General features: G+C 36.1%; 9 protein-coding genes. 8 read left to right on the forward strand and 1 reads right to left on the reverse strand.

What is annotated here, in order from left to right; all coding sequences use genetic code 11:
* The first annotated feature begins 481 nt into the window (after window positions 1–481).
* On the forward strand, window positions 482–1600 hold the full coding sequence (locus Rain11_RS12740) for a glycosyltransferase family 4 protein (protein ID WP_101359754.1): 1119 nt from the start codon (window positions 482–484) through the stop codon (window positions 1598–1600).
* Here the strand turns inward: Rain11_RS12740 and Rain11_RS12745 are convergent.
* Window positions 1587–3293 carry a hypothetical protein gene (locus tag Rain11_RS12745; RefSeq protein WP_101359755.1) on the reverse strand — a complete coding sequence of 569 codons (1707 nt, stop codon included), beginning with the start codon at window positions 3291–3293 and terminating at the stop codon, window positions 1587–1589. The genes Rain11_RS12740 and Rain11_RS12745 overlap by 14 nt on opposite strands.
* Before the next feature lie 89 nt (window positions 3294–3382).
* Here Rain11_RS12745 and Rain11_RS12750 point away from each other — a divergent pair, with 89 nt between their 5' ends.
* The 7 genes from Rain11_RS12750 to Rain11_RS12780 all read left to right on the forward strand — a co-directional run bounded on the left by Rain11_RS12750 (window position 3383) and on the right by Rain11_RS12780 (window position 14180).
* Window positions 3383–4378, forward strand: coding sequence for a Ppx/GppA phosphatase family protein (locus tag Rain11_RS12750; protein ID WP_101359756.1), 996 nt, complete (start codon window positions 3383–3385; stop codon window positions 4376–4378).
* Window positions 4379–4433: 55 nt separating this feature from the next.
* On the forward strand, window positions 4434–7973 hold the full coding sequence (dnaE, locus tag Rain11_RS12755; RefSeq protein ID WP_101359757.1) for a DNA polymerase III subunit alpha: 3540 nt from the start codon (window positions 4434–4436) through the stop codon (window positions 7971–7973).
* A gap of 93 nt (window positions 7974–8066) precedes the next feature.
* On the forward strand, window positions 8067–9617 hold the full coding sequence (locus Rain11_RS12760; RefSeq protein ID WP_101359758.1) for an ATP-binding protein: 1551 nt from the start codon (window positions 8067–8069) through the stop codon (window positions 9615–9617).
* Between the two features lie 51 nt (window positions 9618–9668).
* Complete coding sequence (locus tag Rain11_RS12765) at window positions 9669–10571, forward strand: histone deacetylase family protein (RefSeq protein WP_101359759.1); 903 nt, start codon at window positions 9669–9671, stop codon at window positions 10569–10571.
* A gap of 67 nt (window positions 10572–10638) precedes the next feature.
* Window positions 10639–12039: an MBL fold metallo-hydrolase RNA specificity domain-containing protein gene (locus Rain11_RS12770; RefSeq protein WP_101359760.1), complete on the forward strand. Its 1401-nt coding sequence runs from the start codon at window positions 10639–10641 to the stop codon at window positions 12037–12039.
* Between the two features lie 68 nt (window positions 12040–12107).
* Window positions 12108–13115: a S8 family serine peptidase gene (locus Rain11_RS12775; protein WP_101359761.1), complete on the forward strand. Its 1008-nt coding sequence runs from the start codon at window positions 12108–12110 to the stop codon at window positions 13113–13115.
* 18 nt (window positions 13116–13133) lie between these two features.
* Complete coding sequence (locus tag Rain11_RS12780; protein WP_101359762.1) at window positions 13134–14180, forward strand: WG repeat-containing protein; 1047 nt, start codon at window positions 13134–13136, stop codon at window positions 14178–14180.
* Window positions 14181–14303: the final 123 nt, after the last annotated feature.

The raw sequence follows: 14303 nt of genomic DNA on the forward strand, positions 1-14303 counted from the left end.
AGAGGTAATTGACTCATATGATTAAATATTTAAAAAGTACAACTCAAAGTTAATCATTTTTTCAATTACCCTAAGTTTTTTTATTTAAATCCCTTGAAAACAATAAGTTAGACTTATAATTCACGTTATTTATGAATATTTTTTTGTATAATTTTGACTTTGGCGGGCTATTATGTTCATCGGGAAATGAAGTGTTACCGTAGTTCCTTGATTTTCCTTACTTTGAATATCCATAAAACCTCCACATTTTCTTATGAGGTTAGGAATAGCCGTTACAAGGCTCAAAATTGCCATCCAGGAAATTACATAAAAGATTTTTTCTTCAAGAAAAAATAGTTTTTGGTCTAAAAAAGTTAAAGATTTGACTAAATTTTAGCATTTTGCACAGCAAAAAACTTTACATAAAAAATTTTTCAAAAATAAGAATTTTTATTTGTAAGTATCAAAAAAATATTGAACTACTCGTTTTTTTTGTAAAACTATGAAAATAATTTATCTACACCAATATTTCAAACTGCCTACTGAAAACGGCTCTCATAGGTCTTGGTATATCGCCCAATTTTTACAAAAAAAAGGTTGGGAGGTAGAAATCATAACCGCTTCAAAAAAAGCAAGATTGCTCTTTTCAGACAATCTAAAAATTCACTATGTTTCTGTATCATATGCTCAAGAAATGCACTTTTTACGCAGAACAATAGCTTTCTTGAATTTTTTGATTAAAGCTATTCATAAAATTTTGAAAATTCCAAATATTTCACTGATTTATGCAACCTCCACTCCACTAACTATCGGATTGATAGCTCTGATTCTAAAAAAAATCAAAAAAGTTCCTTATGTTTTTGAAGTGCGTGATTTGTGGCCTCTTGTACCTATTGAAATGGGTTATGTGAAAAGCAAAATTTTTCAGAGATTCCTTTTTTGGCTTGAAAAAAAGATTTACCAAAATGCTGAAAAAATTGTAGTGCTTTCGCCACCTATGGAGGAATACGTACGCAGGATAGTACCAGAAAAGCCAATCTTATGCGTCCCGAATATGTCGGATTGTGAAATATTTTTTCCTCAAAATAAGAAAAAGGAAAATGAGCCCTTCCGAATAGCTTATTTTGGCAGTATGGGCAAAGCCAATGCTTTGGAAAGGCTTTTGCAAGTAGCTGAAAAACACCCCGAAATAGAATTTTGGATAATTGGCGAAGGCTCCGAAAAAAAGAAATTACAGCAAATCGCCTCTCAAAAGGTATATTTTTTTGCAGGAAAACCCAAACACGAACTCAACGAAATGCTTGCTTATGCAGATGCGTTTTACGTAAGTTTTGCCGAATATCCATCATTAGAAACGTGCAGTCCGAATAAATTTTTTGATGGTATTGCGGCAGGAAAATTATGTATTACCAATACCAAAGGTTGGGTAAAAGATTTGATAGAAAAATACGAGTGTGGTTTTTATGCAGACTCGCCCGATGAATTTAAGGAGAAAATTCAGCCTTTTTTGCAAGATAAGAGTTTACTGCAAACCTATCAAAACAATGCTCGTCATTTAGCTGAAAAAGTATTTAATAAAGAAATATTATGTTCCAAAATTGTTGATTTCATTTCTGCCTAATCTGAAAAATATACACCCAAGTCGTCTCTTGCACTTTATCGTAATTTTTCAAGTCCAAATCTAATGAAAGTGTTTTGTCTAAAATCACCCAATCGTAATTTTTGTTTTTGTAGCTATAATCTACCTGCAAACCCCATTTTTTTTGCAAATTGTAAAAAGCTATTAGATTTTGGTAAATCAAATCGTTGCTAAAAATTTTTTCACCAGCTCTAAAAGGTAAAGCCATTATTTTTTGCAAGCAATCTTTGTAAGCGAAATGCACATTTTCATAAGCATATACCTGATAAATTTGGGAAAGAGAAAGTAATAAAATTGTAAAAACCAAAGATATATTTTGCCAAAATTTGGAAATATACTTCAAAAGGTTTTCAAAAATAAGTACAATCGGAATCGCCATAGCTACCCAAGTACGCACAGGTAAGAGTTTTTGTTGCAAAATCATCAAAGTGAAGGCGAAAATCATTAAGAATATCCAAAATTTTGTTTGAAAAGAGGTTTGGGGTAAATTTTTTAGAGAAATCAAAAGCCCCATTAGTAACAATAGCCAAAATATAGGATAAGAGTGTTCCACCCCTAACCAAAAGTCCCCAAAATCTTGCCAATAGTTCCCAAAAAACTCACGAAACTGCTTACTCGCTTCATTTTGCCAAGAAATAGCCAAAAGATTTTCAGAGCCATTGAGCAAAAAAATAGGCAAATACAAGAAAAGCACTATCAAGGTAGTGATTGAAGTAGGAATTACTATATTTCTGAATATGAGCTTTTTATTTTCGTTGAATTGTAGCAGAGCAACTACCACAAACGAAAGCAAAAAACCTACAAAATAGTACAAAAAAAGCGGTATAGTGTAAAAGCCCGCCACACTCATCAAAACAAAAGTTATTTTTTCAAAAAAAACTCTTTCGTTTTTTTGTATTTTTTCAAGAATTTGTAAAAGAGTGTTTCCACTTAGCCACACCCAAAGCGTGAGTAGCAAATATCCCCGCCCACTTACGCTATACGCCTGAACAGGCGAAAGCAAGGTAAAAACAATTATCAAAGCCAACGCAACCTGAAAAGAATTCCTTTGCAGAAAAAAACGAAATAGTAAAATTTGCAAAAAGAGTAGGCAAATCATTGAAGACAAGCGAATTGCCCACAATTTGTTTTCAAAAAAACTTTCCCAAAGACTTACCCAAATATTTAGCAAAATGTGATTATTCGGATTAGGATAATACAAAGCCGAAACCCACAGACCTTTGCTTGCAAAATGAACATAGCTAAATGCCTCGTCAATATGTATTACTTTGAAAGTAAGCAAAAAGCTGTTATACAAAGTACTTATAAGCAAGAAAATAACAATTGTTATTTTCTGAATTTTGTTCATTTTTTGCAACGGATAGCAAAAATCCGATACTTTTAGCAAAAAATCTTGTTTGAGCCTTTCAAGAAAATTTTGCAGTTGCAGGGTTTTCGTTTTCAGCCAAAAAGTTATCAAAGCCAAAATTAAGCCCACAAACGTGCTAAAAACTTGAATATACACAAAGTTTTGAGGCGTTAGGATTTGCGAAGTCAGTTTTTTCCATTGGGCTTCATCGAAAGAATAACTTTGAGCTATCCAAGTTAGAAGATTTTCGTAAGAAATCAACCAAACAGCCAACGAGAAAGCAAAAAACAACAACCCCAAAACTAAAAAAATGATTTTCAATAACATTTGGCAAGCAATTTGCTCAATTTCTTAACAAAAAAATCATATTGATTTTATTGAGTTTTGCTCAAAAAAGCTAACTTTGCGGTCGTTTTATGAACACTCTGCACTCATATCGCCCAAAAGTAAAAGATTATTCGGATACTGCCAAAAATGTTGCCGCTATTGATATAGGCACAAACACGGCTCATTTGCTTGTAGTAGAATTGCCCTCTCAAAAGCAAATTTTCTCTCCTTTTCGCATTTTGCATAAAGAAAAAATAGCTACGAAAATTGGCGAAGGAGGCATCAGTAATGGTTTTATTACAGAAGCCGCCCAAGAACGCTTACTAAAAGCACTTCATCAATTCTGCGAAGTTTTAGAATATTACGAAATCGCTCCCGAAAGCGTCCATACCATTGCCACCAGTGCCTTCCGTAATGCCTCTAATCAGAAAGAGCTTGTAACAAAAATACAGAAAGAAATGGGTTTGCAGGTACAAGTTATCTCGGGAGATGAAGAAGCAGAACTAATTTATTATGGCGTTAAAGCCGCTCTTAAAATTGGAAAAGGCAATGCACTTATTATGGATATTGGCGGAGGTAGCGTAGAATTTATTGTATGCAATGCCGAAAAAATGCTCTGGAAGCAAAGTTTTGAAATTGGGGCACAAAGGCTTTTAGATAGATTTATGCAAAATGAAAAAATTAGTTCTTCCGAACGCCAAGCTCTCAATAATTTTTTAGAACAAACCCTCTCCCCTCTTTCTGAAATACTGAAAATTTACCCTATTGAAGTGCTTATTGGCTGTTCGGGAACTTTTGATACCATTGATGACATCAATCACATCAAAAAGCATCAGAAATTAGACTATAATGCCAAAGAAAGTGCCTTCACAAGAACTGAATTTGAAGTTATTTTTCAGGAATTTTTAGAAAAAAACCACGCCGAACGCCTTGCCATTCCCGGTATGACCCCAATGCGTGCCGATATGATTGTCGTTGCCTCTTGCCTTTTGAATTGGGTTTTGCAAAAATACAATATCTCACAAATACGCGTTTCGCATTATTCCCTCAAAGAAGGAGCTATTTACAAATATTATTTTGCCTAATTATTTGCCCAAAAATCATTTTTTCCGAAATTAGCCCATTCAAATTTTGGGTCTTATGTCTGCTGTTATTCCTTTTATACATCTGCATTGCCATACGCAATTTTCACTTCTTGATGGAGCGGCGAGCATCAAAGAAATGATGAAAAAAGCCAAAAATGATGGTATGAAAGCCCTCGCTCTCACTGACCACGGCAATATGTTTGGGGCTTTTAAGTTTGTAGCAGAAGCCAATGCCCAAGGATTAAAACCAATTGTGGGTTGTGAGTTTTACCTTGTCAAAGACCGCTTTCAAAAAAATTTCAAGAAAGGCGAAAAAGATAAACGCTATCACCAGTTGCTACTTGCCAAAAATGCCGAAGGTTATAAAAATCTTTCCAAACTTTGCTCTTTGGGCTTTATTGAAGGCTATTATGCCAAATATCCTCGCATTGATAAAGAACTAATTTTGAAATACCATCAAGGGCTGATTGCTACTTCTTGCTGTTTGGGTGCCGAAATTCCGCAGGCGATAATGTACGAAGGTGAAGAAAAAGCCGAAGAACTGCTCCAATGGTGGATTGATGTATTTGGCGAAGATTATTATATTGAACTCCAACGCCACCATATTGAAAACGTGAATGGTAATGGAATGAGCCAAGAAGATGTCAATCAGGTGCTTTTACGTTTTGCAAAAAAGTATAACCTTAAAGTAATTGCTACGAATGACTCGCACTATGTAGATGAAAAAGATGCCGCCGCTCACGATATTTTGCTCTGCATCAATACCGGTGCCAAAGTTTCAGACCCCAAAGCCACCGATGAAGAAAGTAGCAAAGGGCGTTTTGCTTTTCCTAATAACGAATTTTACTTCAAAACCCAAGCTGAAATGAACAGGCTCTTTGCTGATGTTCCCACAGCCTTGGATTTTACAAATGAAATTTACGATAAAGTTGAAAATCTTAAACTCAAACGAGATATTCTGATGCCCAACTATCCACTTCCACAGGGCTTTCCATCACAATTTGAATATCTCCGTTACCTTACTTTTGAAGGTGCAAAACGCAAATATGGCTCACTTTCAGCAGAAATTGAGCAACGCCTCAATTACGAATTAGAAGTAATGCAAAAAATGGGCTTTGAAGGCTATTTTCTGATTGTACAAGATTTCATCAATGCCGCTCGTGAGCTTGGGGTTTGGGTAGGTACGGGACGCGGTTCGGCGGCGGGTTCGGCCGTAGCTTATTGCATAGGCATTACGAATATTGACCCTATTCAGTATAATTTGCTTTTTGAGCGTTTCTTGAACCCCGAACGCGTTTCTATGCCCGATATTGATACCGACTTTGATGACGAAGGCAGGCAAAAAGTAATTGATTATGTGGTAGAGAAATATGGTAGGAATCAAGTGGCTTCTATCATTACCTATGGCACAATGGCGGCGAAAATGGCTATCAAAGATGTAGGCAGAGTGCTGGAACTCCCCCTCAACGAAACCAATGAGCTTGCCAAACTTATCTCCGAAAAACCGGGCACCAAACTGAAAGATGAATACGAGAAACCTGAAATCAAGGCAATTTTAGAAGAAAATAGCCTTCGCAGTCGTGTTCTCAAAGAGGCTCTGGTGCTGGAAGGCTCCGTACGCAACCGAGGCGTACACGCCGCAGGAATTATCATTGCCCCTGATGATATTACCAACTATATCCCTGTTTGTACAGACCCTGAAACCCCGCTCCTGATTACACAATTTGATGGCAAAGTAATTGAGGAGGCGGGTATGCTCAAAATGGACTTTTTGGGGCTAAAAACGCTCACTATCTTACGCGATGCCATTGATTTAATACAGAAAAATCACGATATAAAAATTGATATTGATAAAATTCCTCTTGACGATAAGAAAACCTTTGAACTCTACCAAAGAGGCGATACAATCGGCACATTCCAGTTTGAGTCCGAGGGTATGCAGACTTGGCTTCGTAAGCTCAAGCCGACCAATATTGAGGACTTAATCGCTATGAACGCCTTGTACCGCCCAGGTCCTATGGATTTTATTCCCGTGTATATCAATCGCAAATATGGCAGAGAACCCGTAGAGTATCCTCACCCTCTTTTAGAGCCAATCTTGAAACACACTTACGGCATTATGGTGTATCAAGAACAAATTATGCAGACGGCTCAAATTATTGCGGGTTATACACTTGGCGGTGCAGATTTATTGCGTAGAGCAATGGGGAAAAAAGACAAAGAGAAAATGGCAAAAGAACGCGATAAGTTTGTCAAAGGAGCAAAAGAACTCAACAATATTGACGAAAAGAAAGCTAATGAAATTTTTGACATAATGGAGCGTTTTGCCGAATATGGCTTCAATCGCTCTCACTCTGCCGCTTATTCGCTTATTGCCTTTCAAACCGCCTATCTGAAAGCACACTACCCTGCCGAATATATGGCTTCGGTGCTTACACACTCAATGGGCAACATTGAAAAAATTACTTTCTTTTTGGAAGAATGTAAAAAACAAGCTGTGGAGGTGCTAGGTCCCGACATCAACGAAAGTGCTGATAAATTTAGTGTGAATAAAAAAGGGCAAATTCGCTTTGGACTGGCGGCTATCAAAGGAGCAGGCGAGGTTGCCGTAGCTAATATCATTGAAGAACGACAAAAAAATGGTGATTTTAAGTCTATTTTTGATTTTGTAGAAAGAGTGAATTTGCAGGCAGTTAATAAACGAGCTTTGGAGAGTTTGGCTCAGGCGGGCTGTTTCGATTGCTTCAAAGAAATTCCTCGTGAGGCTTATTTTGCCAAAGAAAAAGAAGAAGAACCTACTTTTATTGAAAAACTAATCCGTTACGGCAACGCCATTCAAGCAGAAAAAAGCAATGCCCGACAATCGCTTTTTGGTGGGGGTACGTCTCAACTCATTCCTCCCCCAAAAATACCCAAAAACTTCACTGCTTGGAGCAATCTGGAACGCCTCAAAAAAGAAAAAGAAGTCGTAGGTTTTTACATATCGGGGCATCCGCTCAATGCCTACAAACTTGAACTCAATAAATTTACTTCTCGTTTGAAAGATATTTTCAAACCTAAAAGCGAAGAAAACCCTGAACCTCTTAACAAAGATAAGGAAATTGCTATTGCAGGTATCGTAACGGAAGTGCAAACCAAACAAGCCAAAAATGGTAATTATTTCACTACTTTCAAAATAGAAGATTATGATGGCAGTTTGCAAATAAGTCTTTTTGGTTCGGATTATGCCAAATTTTCACCTTTTGTCAAGCAAGATGCTCTTCTCTTTATCAGAGGTAAAATCCAAAAACGCTACAACAGCGAAGAATTTGAGTTTAGAGTTCAGAGTATTGATTTTCTCACAGATGCTCGCGAAAAACTTATCAAAAATCTCATTTTACAGGTAGATTTGCAACATCTTTCAGAGCGTTTAGCTACCGAACTGGAAACAATTTTGCAAGAAAACAAAGGTAAAATCCCCCTCAAAATGATACTATGGGATAGCCAAGAAAATATACAAGTGCAAACTTTTTCCCAAAAATACGCTATAAGCATAGATAATGAGCTATTGGAAAGTTTGGAGCGATTGGAAGGAGTTAGTGTGTCTTTGAGTTAGTTTGGAAAACAAAGTTGTTTGCGTTTTTTATATTAAATTGGCAGAAAAAAGTTATTGATTTCGGAACAAAAGTTTCTAAATTATCTAAAAATTATGCCTAACCTTCCTCTTCTGCCCGTGGGTGAGCAAGATTTTGAGAAAATACGCAAGCGTGGCTGTGTGTATGTAGATAAAACTGAATTTATTTTTCAGCTCATCAGTTCAGGAGGTTCGTTTTTCTTTATTTCAAGACCTCGCCGTTTTGGAAAATCTTTGCTTATCAGCACGATTAAAGAAATTTTTTTAGGCAAAAAGAACCTTTTTGAAGGGCTTTTTATTTATGATAAAATTGAATGGCAGTCTTATCCTGTTGTTCATTTGGATTTTAGTAGTTTAGATTTTAGAGGAAAAGGTTTAGAAAAAGCAATCAGCGATAAACTTGATGATATTGCCCAAAATTATCAGGTCAGTTTGATAGAAACTACCCTTGGCAGCAAATTCGCAGAGCTTATTCAGAAACTCCATAACCAAGCTAATCAGGCAGTAGTTATTCTTATTGATGAATACGATAAACCTGTAACCGATGTACTTGAAACCTATCAAAACGAGCAAGCCCATATACACCGAGAGGTATTGAGAGCTTTGTATGGCATCATCAAAGGAAATTCTCAATATATTCGCTTTTTTTTGCTCACAGGTATTACGCGTTTTACCAAGATTTCTCTTTTTTCCGACCTCAACAACCTCACTGACCTAACTTTTTACAGCGATTTTCACAATTTACTTGGTTATACGCAAAAAGAATTAGAATTTTATTTTGAAAAACATATACAAAACGCCGCCAAGTATCAAAATAAATCCACAGACCAACTTCTTGCTGAAATCAAAGAATGGTACAACGGCTATTCTTGGAATGCCCGTGAAAGAGTCTATAACCCTTTTTCTATTTTACGATTTCTTACTCAAAAAGAATTTTACAATTTTTGGTTTGAATCAGGCACACCCAAGTTTCTTGTCCAAAAACTTAAAGAAAAACTTTATTTCAATCTATCCCAAACTTCTATTTCTTTGGATAGTATCAATGCTTTTGATATTGATAACCTCAATACAGAAACTTTACTTTTTCAAACAGGCTATCTTACTATTTCTGAAAAAGATGAGTTTGGCAACTTTTTACTTAATTATCCCAACAAAGAGGTTGAACAATCTATGCTACAATACTTGATTACTGCATTTTCAGAAAATCCTCATAGTGATGTAAATGCTAAAAAATTAGCTCGTGCCATTCATAATCACGAATTTGAGCTTTTTGAGCAAACACTCAACCAACTTTTTGCGGATATTCCTGCCGAAATTTTCCTTGCCAAAAAAGAAGCCTATTACCATTCTATCGTATTTTTGGCTCTCAAACTTGCAGGCTATTTCGTCAAAGCAGAAGTTCGTACATCAAAAGGCAGATTAGATGCGGTACTTTCTTACCAAAATCGTATCTATATTTTTGAGTTCAAACTTGATGAAAGTGCCGAAAAAGCAATAGAACAAATTCATCAAAAAAAATATTACCAACATCTTGATAACTATGCAAAACAAATTTTCTTGGTAGGTGTTAATTTTTCAAGCCAAAGCAAAGAAGTTGAAAAAATCATAGTAAAAGAATGGAAATAACTTCTTGCAGAGTTCTTAAAGCCATATTTCTCAATAATTATCATTGATATAATGCTTAAAATTGCTTGGAGTTCTATTTATCGCCACCCTCTTCCCGAAGGGCATCGCTTTCCAATGCTCAAATATGACCTCATTCCCGAACAACTGCTCTATGAAGGTTCGGCAAGCAGTGAAAATTTCTTTTCACCTTCTCCCATTGAGGAAAAATATATCACTAACACACATCTAGCAAGCTATTGGGATAAACTTAAAAATCTTGTTCTTTCCCCCTCTGAAATTCGCAAAACAGGCTTTCCGCTTTCTAAAAGTTTGGTAGAAAGAGAAATCATCATTGCCCAAGGCACCGTAGAGTGTGCTTTATATGCTCAAAAATATGGCGTAGCAATGAATGTTGCAGGCGGTACGCACCACGCCTTTACAGATAGAGGCGAAGGGTTTTGCCTACTGAATGATGTAGCCATTGCAAGCAATTACCTGATAGAAAACAATTTAGCTAAACGTATTTTAATCGTTGATTTAGATGTTCATCAGGGAAATGGCACTGCCGAAATTTTCAGAAATACTCCAAAAGTTTTTACATTTAGTATGCACGGAGAAAAAAACTATCCTCTGCAAAAAGAACAATCCGATTTAGATGTGCCTTTGCCCGATAAAATAACCGATGAACCTTATTTGAAAATTTTACAAAACACGCTTCCCCAAATAATAGACAAACATCAGCCTGAATTTATCTTTTACATTGCAGGAGTAGATGTACTCCATACCGACAAACTCGGCAGATTAGGTTTGAGTTTGGAGGGTTGTAAAACCCGCGACCGATTGGTTTTAGAAACTTGCAAGCGAAACCAAATTCCCCTTGCTATCAGTATGGGCGGCGGTTATTCGGAACGAATTGCCGATATTGTTGAAGCCCATTGCAATACTTTTCGCCTCGCCCAAGAAATTTTTTTCTAAAAAAACGAAGTCTTTTCCAAACAATTTTTCTAATTTCCAAAGCTCATTTGTCTTAAATTTTCTGCTTATGAATATCTACATTCGCTTTTTGGGAGCCTCGCAAGAAGTTACAGGTTCTAAATTTTTACTGGAAGTAGATGAGTTCAAAATATTGATAGACTGCGGTTTATTTCAAGGAAAAAAAGAATTGCGTTTACTGAATTGGTCTGATTTTCCTATCAAACCTACCGAAATTGATTGTATCTTGCTCACACACGCTCATATAGACCACACAGGTTATCTGCCTCGCTTGGTAAAACAAGGCTATAAAAACTCTATTCACTGCACCCACCCTACGCTTGACTTGGTGAAAATCTTACTTTTAGACTCTGCCAAATTGCAAGAAGAAGAAGCATCTTATGCCCGTAAAAAAGGTTATTCCAAACATACCCCCCCTGAGCCGCTCTATGATGAAAAAGACGCTCAAAAAGTATTTCCCCTACTCATCAGCCACCCTTTTGGGCAATGGATAAAAATCAATGATAACATTGAAGTTCGTTTCCAAACCGCAGGGCATATTCTTGGGGCTTCTATCATTGAAGTTCTGCTCAAAGGCGAAAAAGAAAACAAAAAAATAGTATTTTCAGGAGATTTGGGCAGATACCAAGACCCTCTGATGCCTCCACCTACGCCTATTCAAGAGGCAGATATTTTGCTTATTGAATCTACCTATGGCAACCGAGATAATATTGATGTATTTCCTGAAAAAGAGTTGGGTAGGATAGTCAGGCAAACCCTTAAAAATGGCTGTTTGATAATTCCCGCTTTTAGCGTAGGCAGAACCCAAAGTGTGCTTTATTACCTTACCCAACTACTTGAAAAACAAGAAATTCCTAATGCTCCTATTTTTGTAGATAGCCCAATGGCAATAGACGTAACCGAACTTTACGACAAATATGACGACTGCCACTCGCTTGCCAAAGAAGTCTTTCAGCAAGAACCCAATTTTCTCAAACACCCCAATATTCATTATTACCAAAGTCAGGAGCAATCTATTTCGCTCAATGAAATCAGGAAAGGGGCTATTATTATTTCAGCAAGCGGAATGGCAACAGGAGGCAGAATTTTGCACCATCTCTACAATCGCTTGCCCAACAGCCAAGATACTATTTTATTTGTGGGCTACCAATCAGAAGGGACAAGAGGTAGAGATTTGCTAGAAGGCAAAGAATTTATCAAAATTTTTGGCTCATACGTACCCGTAAAAGCTCATATTGAATACATTGCAGGACTTTCTGCCCACGCCGACCAAGAAGAACTCTTGCAATGGATTTCAAATTTCAAGCAAAGCCCTAAAATTACTTTTATCACTCACGGCGAAAAAGAAGCCTCGCAGAGCCTTGCCTCACTTATTCAAGAAAAATTTCATTGGAAAAATGTAGTAATCCCCAATTATATGGAAGGTTTTGTGCTGTTTAGAGGCATTTAGCAAAATACCACAAATGACGTATATCATTTTAGGCTTTTTCAAGTAATTTTGGTAAAATTTCCAAAGTTATGCTAAAAGCCTTTTTCAGTATTATATTGAGCCTGTTTTTAGTGAGTGCCGATGCCCAAAAAAGCAAAGCCAAACCCAAAATTCGCGTGAGTGTTTGGGAGTTTTTTGATGTTCGCACCTTTCCTGATGAAAATATTTTCATAAACCCTCGTGAAATTCCTAATGGCAAAGATGATGACAAGAATGGCTTTGTAGATGATGTCTATGGTATAGGTTTTGATTATCAAGAACAGCCTACTTTGCACGAATATACTCCTATTTATGATTCGGCAGGAAAAACCTTATCCCGTTATTTTCACGGAACAGCCGTAGCAGGCATTGTACTACGCAATAATCCCGATGTAGAGCTGGTAGGCGTTGGGTTTTTGAAATATGTGGATAGACCCAAAGAAGCTGAATGGTTAGAGAATATCAAAAAAAGGCTTTTGGGTAGTCCTGAAGCAGATGTTGCTTTGCTTGATAAGGCATTTCGTACTTCTGTGGCATATTTTAAGGCTCATAATGTAAAAGTTGTGAATATTAGTTGGGGGGCTCGTACCGATTTCTTTAAAAAATTCCTTACAGAGTTAGGCATTTATAGCGAAGAAAACTTTGAAAAAATGAAAAAATGGATGAAGCTTTTTCACGATAGCCTTTACAAAGTTTTCAAAGAAAATCCCGATATTTTTTTTGTGATAGGGGCAGGTAATGAAAATAGCGATATTGATGCCATTTTTTCCGTCCCTGCGGTTATAGATTTACCCAATACTATCGTTGTTGGCGGATTAGACAAAACAAGCACACAAAAGGCAAGTTTTTCTAACTACGGAAAAAATGTAAAAGTGTATGCCACTGCCGTCTATGACCAGCTTCAAGTTTCGCCTATGCACGTTTTGCCCAATGCCGAAGGAACTTCATTTGCCGCCCCTGTGGTTACGGCTTATGTTGCCCGCGAGCTAGCAAATGGCAAAAATTTCAAGCAAATCAAAAATGAATTGATTGCCAAAAAGCATATTGTTTCAAAATAACCTTAAAATCAAAATTATATGAAAAAAGTAGTTTTTATTTCCGTTCTAATCAGTATAAACCTACTTTTAGAACAGAAAGCCTTTAGCCAAAGTTCAGTAGAACTTATTCCCTATCGTAACAAGCAAATGAAATGGGGATATTGCGATAAAAACAAAAAAATAATCATACCTTGTGAATATGATGAAGTTCAACTTTTTAGAGAAAATATCGCTTTTGTAAGAAAAGGAAAGAAATGGGGTACGATTGATACAAAAGGTAAGGTTATCATAAATTTTCAATATAGTGAAGTTCGTTACCCTTTCAACAATGGTGTAGCTGTGGTGATAAAAAATAATCAATTAAGTTACATAGATACAAACGGAAAAGAAACGAATAAACCATCAAAATATTTATCATCAAATAGTAATATAGAAAACGAATTTGATAAATATTGCTATAACCCTGAAAATCTAATTTTTAATACAAATCTTGCAAAAGTTCAAAAAGATGAGTTGTGGGCATTAAAAGATGAAAAAGGAAAACTGGTTACTCCATTCAAGTATTATTGCATAGAAGATTTTAAGGAAGGAATGGCAAAAGTAGCAAGCAAAATTGAATATATCTCAATAGTAAGTAACCAAGGAACTGAAACTATTAAAAGTTGTGCTTTATATGGCTTTGTTGATGCAAATGGGAAAGAAATCATACCTTGCAAGTATGCGTATGCTACTGATTTCAAATTTGGATTTACCGCCGTTCTTACCTATCCTGACACTGTAAATGTTGATGCAAATACCAACTATATCGATAATGCCAAAAAGAAAACTCTTATTTTTGATAAGAAAGGTAATCAATTAGCTGAAATAGATGAAAATTCTGCTTCCTTTATCTCAAATGATAGTTTATTGGTACTAGTAAAGCCTGGATATAGAATTTTAGCAATCTACAAGCTAAATGGGAAAGCATTGATACCATCCAACAAATATGACCTTATCGAATTTTTACTTTTTAGAATGTATGATACTGAACAATTAATTATCTTTCCATTTCAGTCCTCCGACAAAATTTTTAGTTTGAAAAAGTAAAAAAAGAGCCATATAATTGTTGAGAGAAAAAACAAAGTTTATATGGCTCACACACAAGGGAAAGCTTTACGCAAAGGTAATGAAATGTTAGCTGTTTTGCAAAAATATTTATCAGATTGGCAT

The organism is Raineya orbicola (assembly GCF_002843425.1).
In the GTDB taxonomy this organism is placed as follows: domain Bacteria; phylum Bacteroidota; class Bacteroidia; order Cytophagales; family Thermonemataceae; genus Raineya; species Raineya orbicola.